The sequence below is a fragment of the Rothia nasimurium genome, from assembly GCF_042660305.1.
GTDB lineage: Bacteria > Actinomycetota > Actinomycetes > Actinomycetales > Micrococcaceae > Rothia > Rothia nasimurium.
This window is the reverse complement of sequence record NZ_JBHSTW010000006.1, coordinates 18,433-42,559: the sequence shown is the minus strand read 5'-3', so window position 1 is coordinate 42,559 and position 24,127 is coordinate 18,433. Positions and strand designations below refer to the sequence as shown.

Annotated in this window: 19 protein-coding genes; 17 read left to right on the top strand and 2 right to left on the bottom strand. The window is 61.6% G+C overall.

The annotated features are described in order from the left end of the window. The first annotated feature begins 66 nt into the window (after positions 1-66). Positions 67-1,428, top strand: coding sequence for a class II 3-deoxy-7-phosphoheptulonate synthase (locus tag ACFP6B_RS02485; RefSeq protein WP_237223023.1), 1,362 nt, complete (start codon positions 67-69; stop codon positions 1,426-1,428). A gap of 136 nt (positions 1,429-1,564) precedes the next feature. On the opposite strand, the gene ACFP6B_RS02480 is transcribed toward ACFP6B_RS02485, so the two are convergent. Beyond that, on the bottom strand, positions 1,565-3,028 hold the full coding sequence (locus ACFP6B_RS02480; protein ID WP_377126378.1) for a serine/threonine protein kinase: 1,464 nt from the start codon (positions 3,026-3,028) through the stop codon (positions 1,565-1,567). A gap of 106 nt (positions 3,029-3,134) precedes the next feature. On the opposite strand from ACFP6B_RS02480, the gene ACFP6B_RS02475 reads away from it, so the two are divergent. After that, entirely contained in the window at positions 3,135-3,506 is a 372-nt protein-coding gene (locus tag ACFP6B_RS02475) for an Rv2175c family DNA-binding protein (RefSeq protein WP_377126375.1), read from the top strand. 87 nt (positions 3,507-3,593) lie between these two features. Here the strand turns inward: ACFP6B_RS02475 and ACFP6B_RS02470 are convergent, their stop codons facing one another. Continuing rightward, positions 3,594-4,706, bottom strand: a complete 1,113-nt coding sequence (locus tag ACFP6B_RS02470) for a polyprenyl synthetase family protein (protein ID WP_377126372.1) — start codon at positions 4,704-4,706, stop codon at positions 3,594-3,596. A 127-nt stretch (positions 4,707-4,833) separates the two neighbouring features. Between ACFP6B_RS02470 and dinB the strand changes: the two genes are divergently transcribed. The 15 genes from dinB to ftsZ all read left to right on the top strand — a co-directional run bounded on the left by dinB (position 4,834) and on the right by ftsZ (position 24,020). Next, positions 4,834-6,117: a DNA polymerase IV gene (gene dinB, locus ACFP6B_RS02465; protein ID WP_377126369.1), complete on the top strand. Its 1,284-nt coding sequence runs from the start codon at positions 4,834-4,836 to the stop codon at positions 6,115-6,117. Positions 6,118-6,259: 142 nt separating this feature from the next. Further along, a complete protein-coding gene (locus ACFP6B_RS02460; RefSeq protein ID WP_237236676.1) occupies positions 6,260-6,658 on the top strand; it encodes a DUF3040 domain-containing protein in 399 nt (132 codons plus the stop codon). A 301-nt stretch (positions 6,659-6,959) separates the two neighbouring features. Beyond that, a complete protein-coding gene (gene mraZ, locus ACFP6B_RS02455; RefSeq protein WP_135011380.1) occupies positions 6,960-7,394 on the top strand; it encodes a division/cell wall cluster transcriptional repressor MraZ in 435 nt (144 codons plus the stop codon). 47 nt (positions 7,395-7,441) lie between these two features. Continuing rightward, a complete protein-coding gene (gene rsmH / locus ACFP6B_RS02450; RefSeq protein WP_377126364.1) occupies positions 7,442-8,437 on the top strand; it encodes a 16S rRNA (cytosine(1402)-N(4))-methyltransferase RsmH in 996 nt (331 codons plus the stop codon). Beyond that, positions 8,434-9,117 carry a hypothetical protein gene (locus tag ACFP6B_RS02445; RefSeq protein WP_237207197.1) on the top strand — a complete coding sequence of 228 codons (684 nt, stop codon included), beginning with the start codon at positions 8,434-8,436 and terminating at the stop codon, positions 9,115-9,117. Before rsmH ends, ACFP6B_RS02445 begins: the two co-directional genes overlap by 4 nt. 125 nt (positions 9,118-9,242) lie before the next feature. Then, positions 9,243-11,093, top strand: coding sequence for a peptidoglycan D,D-transpeptidase FtsI family protein (locus tag ACFP6B_RS02440; RefSeq protein ID WP_377126360.1), 1,851 nt, complete (start codon positions 9,243-9,245; stop codon positions 11,091-11,093). A gap of 69 nt (positions 11,094-11,162) precedes the next feature. Continuing rightward, positions 11,163-12,857 carry a Mur ligase family protein gene (locus ACFP6B_RS02435; protein WP_377126357.1) on the top strand — a complete coding sequence of 565 codons (1,695 nt, stop codon included), beginning with the start codon at positions 11,163-11,165 and terminating at the stop codon, positions 12,855-12,857. A 15-nt stretch (positions 12,858-12,872) separates the two neighbouring features. After that, positions 12,873-14,468, top strand: a complete 1,596-nt coding sequence (locus ACFP6B_RS02430; RefSeq protein WP_377126354.1) for a UDP-N-acetylmuramoyl-tripeptide--D-alanyl-D-alanine ligase — start codon at positions 12,873-12,875, stop codon at positions 14,466-14,468. Between the two features lie 21 nt (positions 14,469-14,489). Continuing rightward, complete coding sequence (mraY, locus tag ACFP6B_RS02425) at positions 14,490-15,608, top strand: phospho-N-acetylmuramoyl-pentapeptide-transferase (RefSeq protein WP_377126351.1); 1,119 nt, start codon at positions 14,490-14,492, stop codon at positions 15,606-15,608. Next, positions 15,608-17,143, top strand: a complete 1,536-nt coding sequence (gene murD, locus ACFP6B_RS02420; protein WP_377126348.1) for a UDP-N-acetylmuramoyl-L-alanine--D-glutamate ligase — start codon at positions 15,608-15,610, stop codon at positions 17,141-17,143. Before mraY ends, murD begins: the two co-directional genes overlap by 1 nt. Positions 17,144-17,257: 114 nt before the next feature. Continuing rightward, a complete protein-coding gene (locus tag ACFP6B_RS02415) occupies positions 17,258-19,039 on the top strand; it encodes an FtsW/RodA/SpoVE family cell cycle protein (RefSeq protein ID WP_377126345.1) in 1,782 nt (593 codons plus the stop codon). 99 nt (positions 19,040-19,138) lie between these two features. Next, the gene (murG, locus tag ACFP6B_RS02410) at positions 19,139-20,236 is read left to right on the top strand and encodes an undecaprenyldiphospho-muramoylpentapeptide beta-N-acetylglucosaminyltransferase (protein WP_377126342.1); all 1,098 of its coding nucleotides are present in this window, start codon (positions 19,139-19,141) and stop codon (positions 20,234-20,236) included. Then, a complete protein-coding gene (gene murC, locus ACFP6B_RS02405; RefSeq protein ID WP_377126339.1) occupies positions 20,233-21,723 on the top strand; it encodes a UDP-N-acetylmuramate--L-alanine ligase in 1,491 nt (496 codons plus the stop codon). The genes murG and murC overlap by 4 nt, the downstream gene beginning before the upstream one ends. After that, positions 21,723-22,616, top strand: coding sequence for a cell division protein FtsQ/DivIB (locus tag ACFP6B_RS02400; RefSeq protein WP_377126336.1), 894 nt, complete (start codon positions 21,723-21,725; stop codon positions 22,614-22,616). The genes murC and ACFP6B_RS02400 overlap by 1 nt, the downstream gene beginning before the upstream one ends. Positions 22,617-22,811: 195 nt before the next feature. Beyond that, positions 22,812-24,020, top strand: a complete 1,209-nt coding sequence (gene ftsZ, locus ACFP6B_RS02395; RefSeq protein WP_377126333.1) for a cell division protein FtsZ — start codon at positions 22,812-22,814, stop codon at positions 24,018-24,020. Positions 24,021-24,127: the final 107 nt, after the last annotated feature.

Below are 24,127 nucleotides of genomic sequence, written 5' to 3'. Positions count from 1 at the left end.
TTGAATAAGAGACAAGAGCCTAACCCTCAGCTAGGCTCTAGCGACCATATACAAAGGAGTCACCCCGTGACCAACCCCGGCGCCGTACCCACCCCGAACGACTTCCCCGAACTCGAAGAGTGGCGCTCCCTGCACATCGACCAGCACCCCCAGTGGGCTGAGCACCCCGACTTTACTGCCGTCATCAATGAACTGAACAGCGTTCCTCCGCTGGTTTTTGCCGGTGAGGTTGACCAGATGCGCGCCGACCTGGCTCGCGTTGCTGAAGGTGAAGCCTTCTTGCTGCAGGGCGGCGACTGTGCCGAAACTTTTGCTGGTGCTACCGCCGATAAGATTTCAGGCCGTGTGCGCACCCTGCTGCAGATGGCCGTTGTGCTGACCTACGGTGCCTCTATGCCCGTGGTTAAGATGGGCCGTATGGCAGGGCAGTTCTCTAAGCCCCGCTCATCGAACGACGAAACCCGTGACGGCGTCACCCTGCCCTCCTTCCGCGGTGAAATGGTCAACGGCTTTGACTTCACCGAAGAATCCCGTGTGCACGACCCCAACCGTATGCTGCGCGGCTACCACACCAGCGCCAGCACCCTTAACCTGATTCGGGCCTTCACTAAGGGCGGCTTCGCTGACCTGCGCTCGGTGCACTCCTGGAACAAGGGCTTCACCTCCAACCCTGCCCACGCCCGCTACGAGTCCATCGCCGGTGAAATCGACCGCGCTATTAAGTTCATGGAAGCCTGCGGCACCGACTTCGGCCCCCTGAAGACCACCGACGTCTACACCGGCCACGAGGCCCTGCTGCTGGACTTCGAGCGTGCCATGACCCGCGTTGACTCCCGCACCCACCTGCCCTACGACACCTCCGCCCACTTCCTTTGGATCGGTGAGCGTACCCGCGGCCTGGACGATGCCCACGTCAACTTCCTCTCCAAGGTTCGCAACCCCATCGGCGTCAAGCTCGGCCCCACTACCACTGCCGACGACGCCATGGCCCTGATCGACAAGCTGGACCCCAACCGCGAGCCCGGCCGCCTGACCTTCATCACCCGCATGGGCGCCGGCAAGATCCGCGAAAACCTGCCCGCCATCGTTGAGGGCGTGCAGAAGGAAGGCGCCAAGGTCGTATGGGTCACCGACCCCATGCACGGTAACACCATCTCCGTACCGTCCGGTTACAAGACCCGCCGCTTCGATGACGTCATGAACGAGGTTCAGGGCTTCTTCGAGGTGCACGAGGCCCTGGGCACCTTCCCCGGCGGCATCCACGTAGAGATGACCGGCGACGACGTTGCTGAATGCCTGGGCGGTTCTGACCCCATCGAAGAAGCAGCTTTCGCAGACCGATACGAGACCCTCTGTGACCCGCGTCTGAACCACCAGCAGTCCCTGGAAATCGCTTTCCAGGTTGCTGAGTACCTGGCCCGCCGCTAAGGCTAAGGCCTCTAGGGCACAGAGCAAGCCGCCGTTGCCTGCCTCTTGAACACAGGTTTTAAGAGCAGGGCCACGGCGGCTTTTTCTTTGTGTGGCTTCTAGACGGGCTCTAGAGCCGGGCAGGAGCGGGCGGGTGCTAGAGGATCAGGCTGGCCAGCCACCAGCCCACAAAACCTGCGGTCACAAAGCCCAGCAGTATCAGGGTTAGGATCAGGGCCAGGGCCGCTGGGGAGAGGGGTGGGCGCCACCTCTCAGCCGGGGTACGCCGCTGCGCGTCAGTCCACTGGGCGGGGTCGGTGGGGCGCGCCGAGGCCGCGTGCGGGGCGGACGCGGGTGTGGCGTCCGCGCGCTCGCTACGGTAGGCGGCAGCCCGCTGCCGGTTATAGCCGGCCGAGATAGGGGGGTGCTCGACCACCGCTGGGTCCTGGTCAGCTTCATGCTCAGAGAGCTGGGCATCGAGGACGGCCTGGGTTTCGGTCTTGGGCCCAACCCCGGCAAAGTCAGTGGGGGAGTAGACCTCTACGGGGGCGTCCGCTGCTGAGCGCACGGCTTGCTCGTGCGCACTGAGGGGGCCTGAAGTGCCCGCATCGAGGAGGTCCTCGGCGGCGCCGAAGCCGGTGATAGCGGTCTGCCCGTGGCGTACCCGCCCCGACTGTTCGGCGATGTCGGCGACGTCCTCCCAGAGGGCGGTAGTGGGCTGGTCTACCTGATCTAGGCGGTAGCCCTTTTCCTGCTCGCTGGCGCGGGCCTCAATATCGCGCAGGGCCCGGTAGAGTTCGGTGGCGTCCTGGGGGCGGTCGCGGGGGTTGCGGCGGGTGCACCAGCTCACCACACCCGCGATATCGGACGAGATGCCCTCAGCCAGGTGGGTGAGCGAGGGAATGTCGGTGTTCATGTTGTGGTAGAGCACCTGCTGGTCGTTATCGGCCCCGGCGAAAGGCATACGGCCGGTGAGCATGCGGTACATCATCACGCCCAGGGCAAAAATATCTGCAGGAGGCCCGACGGGTGAGGCAACGTCGAGAATCTCGGGAGCCACAAAGGAAGGGGTGCCCATGAGCTGGCCGGTTGCGCTCTGATCGGCCCTGCGCGTCAGACCAAAGTCGGAGAGCTTAACGCCCTCTGTATCGGCCTCTAAGAGAATGTTTGCGGGCTTGATATCGCGGTGGATCAGGTGGTGGGCGTGCACCTCAGACAGGCCCTCAACCGCAGGAATCATGACATCGAGCATCTCGCCCACCGACAGCACCGGGCGCAGCTGCATGAGCTGGGCCAGGGTACAGCCGTGCACGTATTCCAACACCAGGAACATGACCTGCTGGCCGTGCACCAGCTCGGTGCCCTCGTCGATGACGCCCACCACGTTCTCGTGCTGAATCTTCTTGAGCGCCGAACCCTCCCTAAAAAACTTCTGTTGCTGGGCAGGGTCGGTAGAGAGATGGGGGAGTAGGACCTTGAGAGCCACCGGGTTATCTGACCACAGGTCAACCGCATGGTACACCTCGGACATGCCACCGCGCGCAATCAGGTGGCCCACCTCAAAGTGGCCCTTGAAAATCACCCCGGTCAGCCAGGGGGCAGCAGAGAAGTCATCAGTCATCCTCACCATTGTACGGGCGGCCCCTGGGAAGAGGCCGAAAACCCTCCTTGGGCGCTACCGGGCGAGCTACCTACCGCTTCCCCGGTTTCTGGGGCACAATGGATAGGTGACTGATGAAAAAACTACACCCGAAGTAATTGCTCTGGTTGGCGACTGGCTGACCATTCCCGATATCGCAGAAGCCCTTGACCTCAAGGTCACCCGCGTGCACAACCTGCTGGCCGACGGAACCCTGCTGGCCGTGCGCGACCCTGAAACCGGCGTCCGCAAGGTTCCCGCCCTGTTTATGCGCGAAGACCGCGTCCTTGAATCCCTCAAGGGTACCCTGAGCGTTTTGACCGATGCTGGCTTCACCGCAGAAGAAGCCATTGTCTGGCTCTACACCGCTGACGACACCCTTCCCGGCCGTCCTATCGACGCCCTGATTGACGGCCGCAAGACCGAAATCCGCCGCCGCGCCTCGGCCTTGGCCTGGTAAAGCCTTCAAAGGTTTAGATAAAGAACAGCAGGCTCACACTCCGGTGTGAGCCTGCTGTTCTATTACCTGATAGCTGCTAGCGCTGCTCTAGAAGGAGCGGTGTAGGGCCTTGGACGCAATAGAACGCAGGGCCTGCTGCACTGAGGTCTCAAGATCAAGAGAGTCGAGGGCTGTTAGAGCCTGATCGCCCTTGGCCTGAATCATCTCTTCAACCGCCTGGAGGGCCCCGGAATCTCGCATGAGTTCCTGCAAGCGCACGATAGTTTCTGCGCTCAGGGTGGGGGAGCCCAGGGATTCTTCGAGGAAGGCCCGCTGGTCGGCAGAAACCTTCATAGCGGTAAAGGCCGTGAGGACGGTGCGCTTGCCCTCGCGCAGGTCATCGCCGGCAGGCTTGCCGGTGGTTTCGGGCTCGCCGAAGACCCCCAGCACGTCATCGCGCAGCTGGAAACCCTCGCCCAGGGGCAGAGCAAAGGCCCGGTAGCCCTCAACTAGCTCGGAGGCCTGACCGTGTGCCAGGCCAAGTCCCAGGGCTCCGCCCAGGGCGATGGGGTGCTCGCAGGAATACTTGGCAGCCTTGTAACGGATTACGTTCTTGGCCCGCTCAAGGGCAACTTCTGGCTCTTCTTCGGGTACGACTTCGCCCACAATATCGAGGTACTGGCCAGCCATGACCTCAGTGCGCATCAGGTCAAAGATAAAGCGGGCCTCGCTGGCGGCGGTGAGCTCGGGAATAGAGGAGAACACCATTTCTGACCACGACAGGCACAGGTCCCCGGCCAAGATTGCGCTTGAGACACCAAAGGACTCAGCGCTGGTCTTATAGCCCAGCTCCCGGTGCATGGCCTCGAACCGGCGGTGCACGCTGGGCGCTCCCCGGCGGGTATCGGAGGCGTCGATAATGTCATCGTGAATCAGTGCCGCAGTTTGGAAGAGCTCAATAGCCAGACCAGCCCGCACGATGGACTCGGTCACTCCCGCTCCACCAGCTCCACGGTAACCCCAGTAAGCCAGTAACGCTCGAAGGCGTTTGCCGCCGGTAGATAGGGCGCGTACGGACTCCAGCAGGGGCAGGGTTTCAACCGAGACAGCGGCCATTAGCTCCTGCTGGGTATCAAAAAAGCGGCCCATTTCGGCTTCAAGGGCCTCAAGGTAGGCTGCGGACTCGTCGGGGCCGGTAGCGGGTGCTGGCTGGGTGGTCATGACGTCCTTGGGTCTGGGGATAGCTCTGCACACCAGTCTAGTTGATAGGGGCCTGCCCCTGGTCAAAACCTGCCCCGCTGGCCTAGGATAGATTAGAACATAGTTTCGATATTTGAAGGCGGGGTGCATGGGACAGCTATCTACGCGGAGCGGACGGACGGACGCACCTGCCCGCATCATCATGCACCTCGACATGGACGCCTTCTTTGTCAACGTAGAACTCTTATCCCAGCCGGCCCTGCGCGGGCGTCCGCTCATCGTGGCTCGCAATTCGCCGCGCTCGGTCGTCCTCTCTGCCTCCTATGAAGCCCGTCGTTACGGGGTTCGCTCAGCCATGCCCCTGGCCCGTGCTCGCCAGCTCTGCCCCGCTGCCCTGCTACTGGAGCCGTCCGCCCACTACCGCAGCTACTCGGCTCAGGTCATGACTATCTTGGGCGCCATCACCGACCGCCTAGAACAGGTCAGCGTTGACGAGGCCTTCCTCGACCTCACAGGGGCCGTCCGCGCCCAGGGGAGCCCCGTCGATATCGCACAGCAAGCCCGCTACCGCATCAAAACCGAGTTGGGCCTACCGAGCTCCGTAGGGATTTCATCGAGTAAATTCGTTGCCAAGATGGCCTCAGCCGGTTCCAAACCCAACGGTCTCTGGGTGGTCCCACCCCAGCGGGTGCAAGAATTCCTGGACCCCCTGCCGGTGGGCAAGCTCTGGGGCGTCGGAGCTAAAAGCGCCGCCTACCTTGAGGGGCTGGGCATTCATACCGTTGCCCAGCTGCGGGAATACGACCTGCCCTGGCTCCAGGGCCGCTGCGGGCAAGCGGCAGGCCTGCACCTCTATGAACTTGCCCGCGGCATAGACCGCCGCGAGGTCACCCCCGAGCGCATCGAAAAATCAATCGGAGCCGAACATACCTTTACCACTGACCAGACCGATGCCGAAGCGATCGCTGCCGAGCTCTACACCCTCTGCCTGACCGTAGCCCGCAGGCTGCGGGCCGCCGGGCGGCAAACCAGAACCCTCAGCCTCAAAATCCGCTACTCGGACTTCGAAACCCTCACCCGCTCCTGCCCCCTACCCCTTGCAACCGTATCTGGCCGCGTCATGTTCGACGCCGTCATTGCCCACCTCAAGCAGCTCGAAGTTTTACAGGCGGACGGCTCCTCCCATCGGCCAATACGCCTGCTCGGCGTGCGCGCAGAAAAACTTGAAGGACGGGACGCCGGTGTGCAGATGCAACTCTTCACCCCAGGCTCACCCGGAGCGGCTCACCAGGCTGCCCTGCCGACCCAGGATTCCCTTGCCGAAGAATGGGAAGAAGCGGAAAACGCCATGGACACCATCAACGCCCGCTTCGGTGCCAAGGGTCTCCTGCCCGCTAGCCTGCTCACTCCTGGCAGTCGAAAAGAGCGATGAAATGAGAGGTCATTTTCAGGGAGCGTCTAGGCTGCACCCAAGAGCTACCGGTAAGATGAGTAGACAACCTAACGCGCGCTCGCGTACGGGCTGCTCGCCCCACCTGCGCGTTCAGGCTCACCGCACAAGCTAAGGAGACACCATGGCGCTTTCAGAACGGGAACAGGAACTTCTTGCCCAGCTCGAAAAGCAGCTCAACGAAGACCCCGCCTTCGCGTCAACCATGACCGGCCCCCAGCCCCTGGTGGCTCCCGCTGTTACCTCTTCTCCCCGCAACCTGGTCATTGGTGCCCTCGTTGCCGTTGTTGGCCTGGGCGTTATTATTGCCGGGGTATCCACCAAGATCATTCTTCTCGGCGTTCTTGGCTTCGTGCTAGCCGCCGCCGGAGTCTACTTTGCCACCACCGCCCCCAAGGGCGCGAAAGCTACCGGTGGTGGAGCGTCCGCCCGCCCAGCCCCCTCAAAAGCTAAGGGCAATTCTCGCTTCATGCAGAACCTCGAAAATAAGTGGGACGAACGCCAAGGCGGCTCCCGTTTCTAGTCTCCTTCCCACCCCTATAAATCAACCGCCCGGTTTGTGCCGGGCGGTTTTTTGTATGCCTTCAAAGTTATATACAGAGCGGCGGGCTGACCTCGGGGAAAGAGTTCGAGATGGGCCTCCTGTAGCAGAATCGGTCGCAACCGTCACATTCCGTGTGAAAACACTCAAAAACCCGGTAAAAATTCCGTATTTGGTACATTCGGTGGGGCGTAGTGGAGTAAAGTGGAGGAGATAGAACAACACTGGTGTAGTTTCTCTCTTGCAGGGGGAAGCACAGACGACAGGTAGAGGCGGTGGTGCCATGTTCCTCGGAACCCACACCCCGCGTCTGGACGCCAAGGGGCGCCTGATTCTTCCCGCGAAATTTCGCGAGCAACTAGAAGCAGGTCTAGTGCTCACCCGCGGGCAGGAGCGTTGCCTCTACGTCTTTACCATGACCGAGTTTGAGCGCATCCACGAACAGCTGCGCACAGCTCCGCTGTCGTCAAAGCAGGCGCGAGACTACATCCGAGTTTTTCTATCGGGTGCCTCCGACGAGGTGCCCGATAAGCAGGGGCGAATCACCATACCTCAAAACCTCAGAGACTACGCTGGGCTAGAAAAAGACCTCACGGTCATCGGCGCAGGCTCACGAGCAGAAATATGGAGCACCGAAGCCTGGGAGGCCTACCTGAAAGAACAGGAAGAAGCCTTCTCCGGCACCGACGATGAGATCCTGCCAGGGCTCATGCTCTAACCCCAAAAGACAGCGGACCACAAAACCACCAACGCGAGGAGCACCCCTTGACTCAGGTAGAGAACCTCTCACCCGGCAAGGACGCCAAAGACAGGCACGTGCCGGTCATGCTTGACCGCTGCCTCGACCTCCTCGCGCCCGCAATTTCCCGCCCCGGCGCCGTCGTCATCGACGGAACCCTGGGCATGGGCGGCCATTCTGAAGCCATGCTTGAGCGCTTCGAAGACCTCACCCTCATCGGTATTGACCGGGACCTCATGGCTCACAAGCTCGCCGGTGAGCGCCTGGCCCGCTTTGGCAACCGCTTCATCCCCGTACACGCCGTGTACGACGAGATTCCCCGCGCTATGGCAGAAGCCGGCGTCACCCAGGTCGACGGCGTGCTCTTTGACCTGGGCGTATCGTCCATGCAGCTCGATGAGCGTGAACGCGGTTTCGCCTACTCCTACGACGCCCCGCTCGATATGCGTATGGACAACACCGAGGAGCTCACCGCCGCTATCGTGGTCAACACCTACGAAGAAGCAGAGCTTCGCCGCATCATCCGCCAGTGGGGTGAAGAAAAATTCGCAGCCCGCATTGCCGCTCGTATCGTAGCGGCCCGCGCTGAGCGTCCTTTTGAGACGACCGGTCAGCTGGTCAAAGTAATTCAGCAGGCCGTGCCCGTAGCTGCCCAGCGCAAGGGCGGGCACCCCGCCAAGCGCACCTTCCAGGCCCTGCGCATCGAGGTCAACCACGAACTCGATGCCCTAGAGCGTGCCATACCGGCAGCAATCGACGCCCTCAACCTGGGCGGACGCTGCGTGGCCATGAGCTATCACAGCCTCGAAGACAAAATCGTCAAACGAGCCTTCACCGCCCGGGCCACCTCCAGCGCCCCCAAGGGTTTTCCCGTTGAGCTCGAAGAACACAAACCCGAACTCAAAATCATCACCCGCGGTGCTGAACCCCCCACCGAGCAGGAAATTGAAGAGAACTCGCGGGCGGCGTCCGCAAAACTGAGGGCAGCAGAAAAAATCAAGACACCAAAGGCAACACGATGAGCGCGGAACCCCGTTTCCCCACCTCAACCGACGAGGGCGGGCAGCTGAACAAGCCCCGCCTGTCTGTGGTGCGCGATGAACCCCAAGAAGCAGCCCCCGCCCGCCGTCCTCTCTCACGCTCCCGGGCCCTGCGCGCTACCTCCAACCGCTGGCGCGTCTTCGTGGCCCTGGGCGCCATGCTCGTTGCCCTGCTCACCGTGCTGGTGCTGAGCATCGTCATGGCCTCCCGCCAGTACGACCTGGTTGAGCTACGAGCTCAAGAGCAGGCCCTCATCCAGCAGAATGAGGCCCTGGCCCAGGAAATCGAATTCCACCAGGCCCCCCAGGACCTGGCTATCCGCGCAAGCCAGCTAGGGCTGGTAGCTGCCTCTAGCCAGGCCACTCTCGACCTGCAAACCGGTGAAATTACCGGCACCCCCCTGGCTGCGGTTGAAGGCGAAGCCGCAACAAAGAACCTGATTGCACCCCCTGCCCTGGCCGACACCCAGGCCTACGAAGAGGCCAGCGCCCGGGCTGAGGAGCAGCGTAAGAAGGAAGAAGCCGAAGCCAAGGCCTCAGCAGAAGCATCAGCCAGCGCTGCTGCTTCAGCAAGTGCCCAGGCCTCAGCTCCTGCCAGCGCCTCACCCGCGGCCCAGACCTCAGCCCAGCCGTCCGCTGCGGCGAGCGCAGGCGGTCAATAGTAAGCGCGTGATACGGTGCCTGCCCTGGTGGTGGGCACCTGTTCGCCTTATGGGGTAGCGGGGCTAGCGCGCGGCGCGCGGGCCACAGTAAAGAGTGAACCACAGCGGAAGAGAAATAGGGGACGATGAGCGGCACTGAGCAGAATGAACCCGTACAGGGCATCAAACGCACCGTTGGGCGGCGTGGCTTTATCGCGGGTACCCTGGGTATCGGTGGCCTGGGCGTCGTGGGCCTGCGCCTTGCCTGGTTGCAGGGTCTTGACCCGAACGGTCTGGCCGACGCTGCTAAGGCCCAGCGTACCCGTAAGCAGACCATTCCGGCCCTGCGCGGGGAGATTCTCGATATCAACGGCAACGTACTGGCGCGCAGCGTGCAGCGTTACAATATTACCGTTGATCAGTCTGCTGTGGCGAACTTTAAACGCTATACCGAGGAAAGCCGTGATCCGGTTGAGGTGACCCCCACCGAGCTGGTGTACGAGCTGGCCGATATTCTTGAAATGAGTGACGCCGATGTGAAGGCGGCGCTCGATGGCGACCTCAAATACAAGATTGTGAAGGAGAACGTTACTCCTGCGATCTATAACAAGGTAGATGCCCTGGGCGCTCCCTATATTTACGGTGAGATTCTGTCTGACCGTAAGTACCCCAATGGCCAGGTGGGTGGCTCGGTGGTGGGCCGCTTTAGCATTATTGAAGAAGCCATGGACGGTACCAGCGGTGAGACCCGCCAGGTGAATAACTCGGTGGGTATTGAACGCACCATGGGGGAGTACCTGGCCGGTATTGACGGTGAACGTATCTACGAAATTTCAGCCGATGGCATCCGCATCCCGATTGGGGATGAGCAGAATACCCCTGCCCAGGACGGTAAGAGCGTGCGCCTGACCATTAATCAGGACGTACAGTACTTTGCCCAGCAGGTGGTCAAGGCCCGTGCTGAGGAGTTGAAGGCTGAGTGGGGTACGGCCATTGTGATGGACGTGCGTGACGGCTCAATTCTGGCCCTGGCAGATTCTTCGACGATGGACCCCGGTGCTGAGCGTTTTGAGCTGGCCGATATGAACCCCCGCGCTATTACCCAGGTCTTTGAGCCTGGCTCTACCGAGAAGATTTTGACCACTGCTGCCGTCTTTGAAGAGGGTATCGCTGAACCTGAGACCGTTTACGATGTGCCTGCTGAGCTCGAAATTGACCAGCAGACCATTACTGATGCTTTCGTGCACCCCGCCCAGAAGCGCACTGTTGCCGGTATTATTGCTGACTCGATGAACACCGGTACCGTCATGATGGGTAGCAAGCTCACCAAGGAGCAGCGATACAACTGGCTTAAGAAGTTTGGCATGGGGGAGTTCACCGGTATTGAGCTCACCGGTGAGTCCCAGGGCCTGGTCAGTGACTGGCGGGACTGGGATATCCGCCAGCAGTACACGGTTCTCTTTGGCCAGGGCGTTGCCCAGTCGGCCCTGCAGACCTCAATGATTTTCCAGGCTGTGGCGAATAAGGGGGTTATGCTCAAGCCCCGAATTATTGATGCTGTGATTGATACGGACGGCACCGAGGAAGTCCGCGAGGTCGCTGAAGGTACCCGCGTGGTGAGTGAGGAAACCGCCCGTAAGACTTTGCAGGTGATGGAAGCTGTGGTCTACCAGGGTGGCGCTAAGGGGGCCCAGATTAACGGTTACCGGGTTGCCGGTAAGACCGGTACCGCAGAAAATGTGGGCGAAGGTTCTAGCACCTATGACGGTTGGACTACCTCATTTGTGGGGGTCGCTCCCACCGAGAACCCCCGCTTCCTGGTCTCGGTAACCATGCACCGTCCGCAGACCACGGCATCGGCTGTTGGCCTGGCCAACACTACGGCCCAGTTCGCGGAGATTATGGAGAAAACCCTGCACATCTACAATGTGCCGCGCTCCACTACCGAGCCGCAAGAGACCCCTAAGTTCGCTGAGGGCCACGACGAAAACGGCTAAAGTAGACCCTATTAGCACTCGCGCCACGCAGCGCACCTTGACATAGACCGCCCATTGGAGGGAAAGCCCGTGACAGAAAACCGAGCACTTGATGGCAGCGCCCAGACCCTGCGCCCCCGTCAGGTTACCGAGCGCACCTGCGCTGAGGTTGCCGACTGGCTGGCCGAGGTGGGGCTAGCGGCCCAGCTGGTGCAGGCGTCCGCCCGCCCTATCACAGGTATCACCATGGACTCCCGCGAAGTGCAGCCCGGTGACCTCTATGTTGCCCTGGGTGGGGCGAAGGCCCACGGTGCCTCCTTCCTTCCTGCTGCAATCGAGCTGGGGGCGTCCGCCCTGCTGACCGACGCAGCGGGCCTTGAGATTGTGCGTGAGCTAGGCCTTCCTGAGGGCCTGGGCGTAGTCACCACCGACCAGGTGCGAGCTGCTGTCGGCCCGCTCTCTGCCCGTATCTATGCTTCTCAGCCTAGTAGCGGGGGAGCGCCCCGCCTCTTTGCGGTGACCGGCACCAACGGTAAGACCACCACCACCTACATGACCAACTCGATCATGCAGGCCCTGGGCCACACGACCGGCCTGATCGGTACCATCGAGATTCTTGCCGGTGGCCAGGCTATTCCCTCTAAGCTCACCACTCCCGAGTCCCCCCACGTGCACTCCCTTATCGCTCTGATGCGTGAGCAGGGTATTACCAGCGCAGCGATGGAGGTGTCATCCCATGCCCTGGATTACCGCCGCGTCGATGGTATCCGCTACGACATTGCGGGCTTTACCAACCTCACCCAGGACCACCTAGACCTGCACGGCACCATGGAGAGCTATTTTGACTCCAAGGTCGAGCTCTTCACCCCGGCCCGCACCCGCCGCGCCGTCATTACCGCCGACGACCGCTGGGGCCTTGCTATGGCAGAGCGTGCGGTTCAGGCCCTGGGGGCCCGCGCCGTGGTGCGCCTCTTTACCAACTTCGGTGCCGGCTATGAGCCGGGGGCGGACGCTCTCACCTCCCTTGCTGCCCAAGACTGGGCTCTGGTGCAGGTAGAGCGCTCCGGCATCGGCCACTCCTTTACCCTGCGCCGTGGCGACGGTTTTGAACTGCCCAGCGCCACCCTGCTCCCTGCCGATTTCAACGTCTCGAACGCTGCCTTAGCTGCCGTAATGGTCTTTGAGAGCGCCCGCGACGGGCTAGAGCGCGACCGTATTACCGAAGTGCTAGCCCGTACCGAGACCCTGACTCCCGTTGTCCCCGGCCGCATGCAGCTGATTTCCACCGAACCCACCGCCCTGGTGGACTTTGCCCACAACCCCGATGCCCTCAAGCGTGCCCTTGAAGCAATCGAGCCGGCAGATGCGGACGGCAAGGTCATTATCGTTTTCGGTGCAACCGGTGAACGCGACCAGACCAAACGCCCCCTCATGGGCGAAATCGCGGCCACCTACGCCGATATCGTGGTTGTCACCGACGACGACCCCCACGGCGAAGACCCTGCCCCCATCCGCGAGGCTGTTGAGGCCGGTGCTCTTGCGGCTCTTGAAGCCGGTGCCCGCGCCCACCGGGTGCTTATCATCGAGCCCCGTGCCACTGCCATTGACGAAGCTATCGCCCTGGCCGGCCCCAAGGACTCGATTCTGGTCGCTGGCCGCGGCCACGAGGTAGCCCAGGACGTTGCCGGTACCGATATCGACCTTGACGACCGGGTAGAGACCGCCCGCGCTCTTCAGGCTGCCGGTTTCAGCGTGCTCCCGGCCTACCAGAACCACCAGAAGTAACCTAAAGGTAAACCTATGATTGAACTTTCAGCGCTTGAGATTGAAGAAGCTGTAGCGGGTACCCTGCTGGGCCTAGACTCCGCCGGTGCTTCTGCCCTGACCTGCACTTCTGCTACCACTGACTCCCGTGAGGTCGGCCCCGGTTGCCTCTTTATCGCTAAGCCTGGTGAGGTAACGGACGGCCATAACTTCTTACCCGCCGCCTTCGAGCAGGGGGCCTCTCTAGCTCTTGTTGAACGTGAGGTTCAGGACGATGCGGGCCAGCCCTACCCCTCAATTTTGGTAGACGACGTTGTGCTGGCTATGGGGCGTCTGGCCGCCTACATCGTGGCCCGCCTGCGTGAGCGCGGCGACGTGACGGTCGTGGGTATTACCGGCTCTGCGGGTAAGACCACCACCAAGGACCTGCTGGCCGCCATCTTCGGGGCAGAGGGCAAGACCGTAGCCCCCATCGGGTCTTTCAACGGTGAGGTCGGCGTGCCGCTGACCGTTTTCCGGGCCGAAGAAGACACCAAGTATCTGGTCATTGAGATGGGCGCTGACCGGGTAGGTAACATCAAGTACCTGACCGATATGATTTCCCCGGACTACGGCGTTGTACTCAAGGTGGGCACCGCCCACGCCGGTGAGTTCGGCGGCGTCGATAACATCGAAGCAACCAAGGGCGAGATGGCCGAGGGTGTCCGTCTGGGCCTGGGCCTGAACATCGACGACTACCGGGTGAGGCGCATGCTGAACCGGGCGTCCACCCCCGTCACCTACTTCGGCGTTGAAGGACGCGAAGCGGAACTAACCCACACCGCTAACCCCGGCGTGGCAGAAAACCGCATGACGGCGTCCAACCTCACCACCACCGATGAAGGCAAACCCGCCTTCACCCTGACCTTCCCCGACGGGCAGGCCTATGAGATTAGCTCCCAGCTCATCGGTGAACACCACGTCTACAACCTTCTGGCGGCAGCCACCGTTGCCTACCAGGTAGGAATTGCTCCCGACCGCATTGCCCAGCAGCTCAACACCGCTGGGGCAGCCTCCAAATGGCGTATGCAGCGTACCGACCGGGCCGACGGCGTGACCGTCATTAACGACGCCTACAACGCCAACCCCGAGTCCATGACCGCTGCCCTGCAAACCCTGGCTCAGCTGGGCCGTCTGCCCTCCACCAACCGCACCTGGGCCGTGCTCGGTGCCATGCTGGAACTGGGCGACCAGACCCTGACCGAACACGACCGCATCGGCCAGCTGGCAGTACGCCTCAACATTTCTAAGCTCATCGCCGTAGGCGACATCGCTAAGCCCATCTACAACACCGCCCACCTGGAAGGCTCCTGGGGTAACGAGGCAACCTGGGTTGCCACCACCGAGGAAGCCTTCGAACTCCTGCGCGGCGCCCTAGAGCCGGGCGATATCGTCCTCTTCAAGTCCTCAAACGGGGCTGGCCTGGGCCTTCTCGGCCAAAAAGTTGCTGACTATGAGGGCAACCTCACCCACAATGAAGGTGATAGTGGGCAATCACAGCCCTGGTTAAGCGCCGGTGACTTTGTTCAGGCACTAAACTCAGACAGTGGCGCCCAGCCCGATGCTGCCGCCAAGACCACAGATAACTCATAACCGGGAAGGCACAGACACCACATGATTTCCATCCTGTTGGCTGCCGCTTTCGGCCTGATCATCTCGATCGCCGGAACCCCGCTCTACACCAAATGGTTGGTGAAGCAGCAGTTCGGCCAGTTCATTCGCGAAGACGGCCCCACCTCACACCAGACCAAGCGGGGCACCCCCACCATGGGCGGCGTCATGATGATGGCAGCAACCGTCCTCGGATTCTTCCTGGCACTGGGTCTCTCAGCCCTGCTCACTGGCACTACCCTGGCCCCGTCGGCATCGGTACTGCTGGCAATGTTCCTCATGCTGGGTATGGCGGGCGTTGGCTTCATCGATGACTTCCAGAAGATTTGGAAGAAGCAGAGTGAGGGCCTGACCCCCAAGGGCAAGATTGTGCTCCAGGGGCTCATCGGTACCCTCTTTGCGGTTGGTGCGCTGCTGATTAAGGACGAGCGCGGCTGGTCACCTGCCTCCTTCAACCTCTCCTTCACCCGCGATATCTCCTGGCTGGATTTGGCCTTTGCCGGGCCTGTGGTGGGTATTATCCTCTTCATCATCTGGGCCAGCCTGATTGCTACGGCCACCACTAACGCCGTGAACCTGACCGATGGGCTGGACGGTCTGGCAACCGGTGCAGCCATTATGGTTTTCAGCGGCTACCTACTGATTTCTATGTGGCAGCAGCAGCACCTGTGCGCCCCCGGCTCCCTGGATAACGTCTGCTACGAGGTTCCTGACTCAGGCCAGATGGCTATGCTGGCAGCCTCCCTGATTGGTGCCCTGATCGGCTTCCTCTGGTGGAACACATCACCGGCTACTATCTTCATGGGCGATACCGGTTCCCTGGGCCTGGGCGGTGCGCTAGCTGCTTTCGCTATCATCACCCGCACCCAGATGCTTCTGCCGATTATCGCAGGCCTCTTCGTCATGATTGCCATCTCCGTCATTCTGCAGGTGGGCTACTTCAAGATGAGCGGTGGTAAGCGTATCTTCCGCATGGCCCCCCTGCAGCATCACTTTGAGCTCAAGGGCTGGACCGAAGTCAACGTAGTCATCCGCTTCTGGATCCTGGCAGGCCTATTTGTAGCAGTGGCCCTGGGCATCTTCTACGGTGACTGGCTACTGAGCAATGGAGGTGTCTTCTAATGAAGGCAAGTAACGCAAACCCCGTCTACGGTTATGAGCGTCTGGAAGCGCTGACCAGCTGGGAGTCTGACTGGGCCGGTCTGCGCGTGGTTGTAACGGGCCTGGGTATCTCTGGCTTCTCAGCCGCTGACACTCTCATTGAGCTGGGTGCTCGCGTAGTTGTGGTGGACGGTAACGATAACGAAACCACCCGCGGCAAGGCAGATACCCTCAAGATTGTGGGCGCAGCCGGTTCGGTGCTGGGCGCCGGAGCCATGGATGCCCTTCCCCTGGTCGAGGGCCAGTCCGCTGACCTGGTGGTCACCTCACCCGGGCTTGCCCCCACCATCGGCATTCTGGCCGATGCGGTAGCCCAGAAGATTCAAATCTGGGGCGATGTAGAGCTAGCCTGGCGTCTGCGTCAGCGCGAAGGCCGTAAGGTCGCCCCCTGGCTGGCCATTACCGGTACCAACGGCAAGACCACCACCGTGGGCATGACCGAATCTATCCTGCAGACCGCAGGCTACAAGGCCATTGCCGTGGGTAACGTCGGCACCCCCATCCTGGATGCCCTGCGCGACCCCGTCGACTACGACTTCTTCGCCGTGGAGCTCTCCAGCTTCCAGCTGCACTGGACCTACTCCATGTCGCCTCTAGCCTCTGTCGTGCTCAACGTGGCAGAAGACCACGTCGACTGGCACGCTGGCTACGAGAACTACCTGGCCGATAAAGCCCGTATCTACGAGAACACCCAGGTAGCCTGCGTCTTCAACGCTAACTACCCCGAGATCGTGCAGATGGTCGAAGAGGCGGACGTCGTCGAGGGCGCTCGCGCCATCGGTTTCTGGGCAGATACTCCCGGTCTTTCCATGCTGGGTGTGATTGACGGCCTGCTCATTGACAGGGCCTTCCTCGATGACCGCCGCAACCAGGCCCTGGAACTGGCTGAGGTGGCTGACACCGGCCAGCTGCCGACCAAGCACACCGTCGAAAACGCCCTGGTGGCAGCGGCCCTGACCCGGGCCGCCGGTATTGAACCTGAACAGGTCAAGGCAGGCCTGCAGAACTACGAACCTGGCGCCCACCGCATCCAGCTGGTGGCCAACACCCACGGGGTACTCTGGGTCAACGATTCTAAGGCCACCAACCCCCACGCAGCGAATGCTTCCTTGGCCTCTTTCAACCCCGTGATTTGGGTAGCCGGTGGCCTGTCGAAGGGCGTGACCTACGACGAGCTGGTTGCTGAACACAAGGACCGCCTCAAGGCCGTGGTCATGATCGGCACCGACACCGCAGCCCTGGTATCTGCCCTGGCTGAGCAGGCCCCGGACGTGCCGGTCTACAAGATCAGCGAGAGCTCCCTACTGGCCGATGCCAGAGACGGACGGGCCGTCATGAAACTGGCGGTTGCCAAGGCCCACGAGATTTCGGAACAGAACGATATCGTGCTCATGGCCCCTGCAGCAGCCTCAATGGACCAGTTCACCTCGTACGCTGAACGCGGCAACGCCTTCATCGACGCGGTAGCTGACCTGGTCAACCAGATCAATTCCTAGAACCTATCTGTGCGGAGGGCGGGCAATCAGTAACCACTGGTTCCCACCCTCCCTCACCTTTAACCGCACCTACGGTGGGGCGTCCTCACCCGAGAGAAGAGAAGCGAAAAGACTATGAGCCTGGCAGCAGAACCCCGGTCACCGCAGCGTCCTGGCTTGATTCGGCGTCTGTGGGAGAAATCCCGGAACACCTGGGAGAACGCCCAGGTACGTTTGGGATCCATGGTGCTGACCGATGTGCCCATCGTGCTGGTAGTGACCGCCACCGTGCTCACCCTCTTCGGCGTGATGATGGTGCTCTCTGCCTCAAGCGTGGAACAGATTTCATCGGGCGCAGGTGCCTTCAGCCAGGCCCGCTCCCAGGGCATGTTCGCGATACTGGGTCTCGTTGCTATGCTGATCGTGGGCTACCTGGTACCGGTCATCTGGTACCGGCGGCCCTGGGTAGTGCACACCCTGCTGGGGGCAGCAGCCCTACTGCTCATCGCCGTGATTTTTGTAGGTAGCACCGTCAACGGCAACCGCAACTGGATCAACATCGCTGGTTTCTCGATTCAGCCCTCAGAATTCGCCAAGCCCATCATGATTCTCTGGCTGGCCTCGGTCTACTCCCGTCAGGGGCGCATCGACCGGGGAACCCTGGCCCAGACCGCCTACAAGGGGCTCATTCCCGCCCTCCTCGGCTTTGGCCTGATTGTCACCCTGATTCTGGCAGGCCACGACGTGGGCACCGTACTCATCTACGCCCTCTTCTTCAGTGCAATCTTCCTGGCAGCCCGCCCCTCCCGCGGGCTAGTGATGATTAGCGCGGGCCTGGGCACCTTGGCAGCCATCATGATGGTAGCCATCAGCCCCAACCGCATCGAGCGTCTCTTCAACACCTTTGCCTTCTGGCGCGACTGCGTTGAGGCCACCTGCGACCAGGCCAACTCTGGCCTGGCAGCACTCGCTACCGGCGGCTTCTGGGGCGTGGGCCTGGGCCAGTCCCGCCAGAAGTACAACTACCTGCCCGAAGCCCACAACGACTATATTTTTGCGGTGGTCGGTGAAGAACTGGGTCTGATCGGTGCTATCGCCGTCTTGCTACTCTACGCAGCCCTGATCTACTGCGCTATGCGTATCCTGCTGCGCTCCTCTGACCTCTTTATCCGCTACGCCACCATCGGCATCATCACCTGGATCGCCGGCCAAGCCCTGCTCAACATCGCCATGGTAGTAGGGCTTATGCCCGTCATCGGTGTGCCCCTGCCCTTTATTTCTGCCGGTGGTTCCGCCCTGGTGTCGTCACTGACCGGCATCGGTATCCTCATCGCCTTTGCCCGCCAGACCCCCCTCAACCCGATTGTGGGGGAGCGTACCGGCATCGCCAACAGCAAGATGCAAAAGGACGCCGCCCGCCGCCTTGCTCTGGCCCGTATCGCTGAGCGGGAGCAGACCGTCATCGCCGCAGACCCCGACGGCACAGGCTGGACTCTTGATAAGCTCACCACCCGCCTGGGCGCCCTCGTCGATGGGCGCACCCCGGCCCGCCCGGTGGCGTCCGCCCCTCAACGCGCCCAGGGGAGTGCGCGCACCGTGAGGCCCTCGGCAGCTACGGCGCGTCCGTCCGCCCAGACCGTCCGCCGGTCAAGCCCCCTGTCAGCTGAAGCCAGTGCCGAGGCCGCTATGGCCCGACGCTCTAGCTCGGCCAGCGGGGCCCGCCCCTCTGCCAGCGTGCAGCAGGCTCACACCCGCACCACTGCGGCTCAGCCCCAGCACCCTGCCCGCCCGGCTGCGCCCAGCACCGCAGCCAAGCCGCAGACCACCGAGCCGCAAGCCCCCGCCCCCAAGGAACAAAAACTGCCCGCTGGCCTGCGCACTATCCGCAAAGCCCGCAAGCTCCCCGAGGAGCACTAAGGGGGTAAGGTGGCTCACGACCAGGGGCCTCAAGGTGTGCCTGTGGCCCAATCCGCGTAAACTAAGGGTCGAAACAGAACACTAAGGGAGTGAAACCTGATGACCCACGCACCCACTGTCGTGCTGGCAGGCGGCGGCACAGCCGGGCATATCAACCCCATGCTGGCTATCGCCCGAGCCCTCCAGGAGCGCGAGCCTGACGTCACCATCATGACCGTCGGCACCGAAAATAGCATGGAGGCCCGGCTCGTACCGGCAGCGGGCTACGACATCAGCTTTATCCCTAAAGTGCCCTTCCCCCGCCGACCCAACCTGGACGCCATCAAGTTCCCTGGCCGGTTCCGGGCCTCGCTCAAGCAGGCCGAGAAGATTCTGACCGATACCGGGGCGGACGTCCTGGTGGGCGTGGGCGGTTACGTGTGCACCCCCATGTACCTGGCAGCCCGCAAGCTCGGTGTGCCCGTAGTGATTCACGAGGCCAACGCCAAGCCCGGCCTTGCCAACAAGGTGGGCGCGAAGAAGGCTGCCCTGGTAGCTACCGCCTTCCCCGATACCCCCATCGCCGGTGCTCGCACCGTGGGTATGCCAATGCGTCAGAACATCGCCGACCTCGACCGCGCTTCTGAACAGGGTGCTGCCCGGGAGCGTCTGGGCCTTGACCCGGCCCTGCCCACCCTGGTGGTCACCGGTGGGTCTCTGGGAGCCTTGAGCCTTAACCGGGCAGTTGCCGAAATCATCGACGAGATTGGCCCGGCAGGCTACCAGCTGCTGCACATCACCGGTCGTGACAAGGCGGTTAAGGACGAGTCCGGCCAGCTCCGCACAGCCCCCGGCTACCAGCAGGTTGAGTTCATTACCTCCATGGAAGATGTCTACGCCGCTGCTGACCTCATGATTGTGCGCTCTGGTGCGGCAACCGTCAGCGAGGTCGCTGCCGTGGGCCTACCGGCTATCTTTGTTCCCCTACCCATCGGTAACGGCGAGCAGGCTCTCAACGCCCGCTCTCTGGTGGCGGCCGGGGCAGCCCTGCTGGTGGACGACTCAGATTTCACCGCTAGCTGGTTCCGTCAGAATGTACCGGCCCTGCTAGCAGACACCGATAAACTTACCGACATGGCAGAAAAGTCCTACCGGCACGGCATCCGCGATGCTGCGCAGGTTATGGCAGACGAAGTACTGAAGGCGGCCCGCGTATGAGCACCTCACTAATGGATCTTTCAATCGACCTTCCCGCTCCTCTCAACCCTCCCTTCCCCGAGCGTCCGGCCCTGGCCGACCTGGGCCGGGTGCATTTTGTGGGTATTGGTGGGGCCGGTATGTCGGCTATCGCCCGGCTCATGCTGCGCGCTGGCATGACCGTGAGCGGGTCTGACCAGGCTGAAAGCGCCGCTGTTGATAGCCTGCGAGAGCTGGGTGCCCGGGTATCGGTGCCCCAGGCTGCCGAGAATATCGAGGGCATCGATACCGTGGTGATTTCAACCGCGATTCGCGAAGATAACCCCGAACTCGCTGCTGCCCGGGCCCGCGGCCTGCGCGTGATGCACCGCTCTGAAGCTCTGGCGGCGACCATGCGCGACTCCAAGGTGATCGCGGTTGCCGGTACCCACGGCAAGACCACCACCTCATCCATGATTTCGGTGATGCTAGACGGCCTGGGGCTGGACCCCTCTTTTGCGGTCGGCTCTACCATCGCCGGCTATAACACCAACGCCCACCTGGGGGCGTCCGGGCCGGAGTCCTGGTTCGTGGCTGAAGCCGATGAATCCGACGGCTCTTTTGTGCGCTACCGCCCCGAGATTGCGGTTATTACCAACGCTGAGCCCGACCACCTGGACTTCTACGGCACCAACGAGCGGGTCTTCGAGGCCTTCAACCGCTTTATCGCCTCTATGGCGCCCGGCGGTGTCTTCGTGACCTGCTCTGACGACGCCGGCGCAGCCGCCCTCGCTGCTCAGGCCGCGGACGCCGGTGTGCAGGTTGTCACCTACGGTGAGGGGGAGGGCGCCATGGTTCGCCTGACCGGTATCACCTCTGAAGGAACCGACTGCTCTTCGAACCTGGTCTGGGACTTTGCCGTAGGCGGCCAGCAGTTCGCGGGGCAGATTACCCTGACCCTGCCGGTGCCCGGCATTCATAACCAGCTCAACGCTACGGCGTCCTTTGTCTGTGCCCTGCTGGCAGGTGCCAGCCCCGAAGAGGCTGTGAAGGCGCTGGCCCACTTCTCGGGTACTGACCGCCGCTTTACCCTGCGCGGTGAAGCTGCCGGGGTCAAGGTCTTTGATGACTATGCCCATCACCCCACCGAAGTACACCGCGCCCTGGAAACCGGCCGTACGGTCGCTGCCGGGCATAACCTCTACGTGATTTTCCAGCCCCACCTCTTCTCCCGCACCAAGGAGTTCGCTACCGAGTTCGCTGAATCGCTGTCTCAGGCTGATCGTAGTTACGTGCTCGATATCTACCCTGCCCGCGAGAAGCCCATGGAGGGGGTGACCAGCCATCTCATCACCGAGGCCGGTTTCTCCGAGGTGCACTACGCTGAGAGCACCGACCAGGCGATTGACGCTGTCGTAGCCGCCGCCCTGCCCGGCGATATCATCATGACGGTTGGTGCCGGTGACGTGACCGCCCTGGGCCGGGTGCTGGTAGAGAAGCTTTCTGCCCGTGAAGGTGCTGCGCTCTAGTGGCCGATGAAAAGAAGCCCCGTATTCGCCTGAACTCCGCTAAGGTGAGCCAGCTACCAGAGGCTGGCGATAACCTGGTGGATATCTCTGAAAACAGTCGTTTCGCCCAGTGGCGCCAGGCCCAGGAAGAGGAGCGGCAGAGCGGGCAGAGCGAGCCCCAGAGTCTGCCTTCTGCTCCCGTGCAGCTGCGCCCCAAGCGTCGGGCAGCCGGTAGCTGGAAGAAGTGGGCCTACGGGGCGGGCGCTCTGGTGCTCGCTACCCTGATTTTTGTGGGGGTTGTTTTCTTCTCGCCCCTGCTGGCTACCCGGACGATTACGGTAGAAGGCGCTTCTTTGCTGGATGAGGCTACCGTACAGCAGCAGCTGAGCCAGCTCCAGGGGGTGCCCATGACCCGCATTAGCGAGTCTGAGGTTGCTTCTCTGATTGGTAACGAGAACGTACTCTACGGGGTGACCCTGCAGGCGAATCCGCCCCACGAGCTGGTAGTGCAGTTGCATGAGCGGGTGCCCGTGGCTGTGGTGGAGAACGAGGGTAGCTTCGTGCTGGTTGATAACGAGGGAGTGCAGCTGGGCACCGCAGCGTCGGTTGAGGACGCCGGCGTTCCGCTGGTTGCCGGAGGCCTGGATATTCTGGGATCGGCTGCTTTTAGTACCGTAACCGGTGTGCTGGCGGCCCTGCCGACCTCGATTTTGTCTCAGGTATCTGAGGCTAAGGCTGACTCTGCATCAACCATTACCCTAGAAATGGTGGACGGGACGCAGGTAGTCTGGGGAACCCCGGAAGACAGCGACCTTAAAGCTAAGGTTCTAGTTCAGCTTATGGACTCGGTGGGCAGCCAGCAGGCCGTAGAAACCTACGATGTCTCAAGCCCCCTCGTCCCCACCGTAAAATAGTTTCAACTTCTACCTGAAGTTCCTTCTTGACCTTGATATTTTCTGAGAAAAATAAGGTCATGGGTGAAACGAGGGCGACATTGCAAGGTGAAGTTGATACTCTTTCATTGATTGAAACAATAGGTTTACTCCAACCTCAACTTTCACTCTAAGGTTGAGTTGGTTTGAAACAAGGCACAAATTAGTAGGGAATCCATGGATACAGCAACTCCCCAGAACTACCTGGCAGTCATTAAGGTCGTCGGTATCGGCGGCGGTGGCGTCAACGCTGTCAACCGCATGATTGAGGTTGGTCTGCGTGGCGTTGAATTCATTGCGATCAACACCGACGCCCAGGCTCTGCTCATGTCTGATGCAGACGTCAAGCTCGACGTAGGTCGCGAACTGACCCGCGGCCTGGGCGCAGGCGCTAACCCCGACGTTGGACGCCAGGCAGCAGAAGACCACGAACAGGAAATCGAAGAGGTACTTAAGGGTGCCGACATGGTCTTCGTGACCGCAGGTGAAGGTGGTGGCACCGGTACCGGTGGTGCTCCCGTCGTTGCCCGCATCGCTCGTTCTCTGGGCGCACTGACCATCGGTGTTGTGACCCGTCCCTTCACCTTCGAAGGTCGTCGCCGCTCCAACCAGGCAGAGACCGGCATCGCCGCCCTGCGCGACGAGGTCGACACCCTGATCGTTATTCCTAACGACCGCCTGCTTTCCATCTCGGACCGCAACGTCTCCATGCTCGACGCCTTCAAGTCAGCAGACCAGGTTCTGCTCTCCGGTGTCCAGGGCATCACCGACCTGATCACCACCCCCGGTCTGATCAACCTCGACTTCGCAGACGTCAAGTCCGTCATGCAGGGTGCAGGTTCAGCTCTCATGGGTATCGGCTCAGCCTCCGGTGAAGACCGCGCCGTCAAGGCAGCCGAACTGGCTATCGCCTCACCCCTGCTGGAAGCATCCATCGACGGTGCTCACGGCGTCCTGCTCTCCATCCAGGGTGGTTCAGACCTGGGCCTCTTCGAAATCAACGAAGCTGCCCGCCTGGTGCAGGAAGTTGCCCACCCCGATGCCAACATCATCTTCGGTGCCGTCATCGATGACGCACTGGGTGACGAGGCTCGCGTTACCGTTATTGCCGCAGGCTTTGACTCGGTCAACCCCGAAACCAACTCCAACAACACCAACCCCGCCGCTAACCAGGCTGCTCGTACCCAGCAGAACTTCGGTGGCGCTTCAGCAGCTCCCGCCGCAGGCACTGGCTTCGGCTCAGCACCCGCAGCAGGTAACAGCTGGAATAAGGGTGGTAACGACGTTCCTACCAACGCTGGCTTCGACGTTGACCTGCCCCCCGTTGTTGAGGACTCCCAGTCAGCACGTCGCGATACCCTCGATGTGCCCGACTTCCTGAAGTAAAAACTTCAGACCCACACCCTAGACGGAAACAAGCCGTCTAAAGGCTGAGAGGGGGTGAAAGCTAGACCTAGCTTTCACCCCCTTCAGCGTTCCTGCTCTCCCCGAAA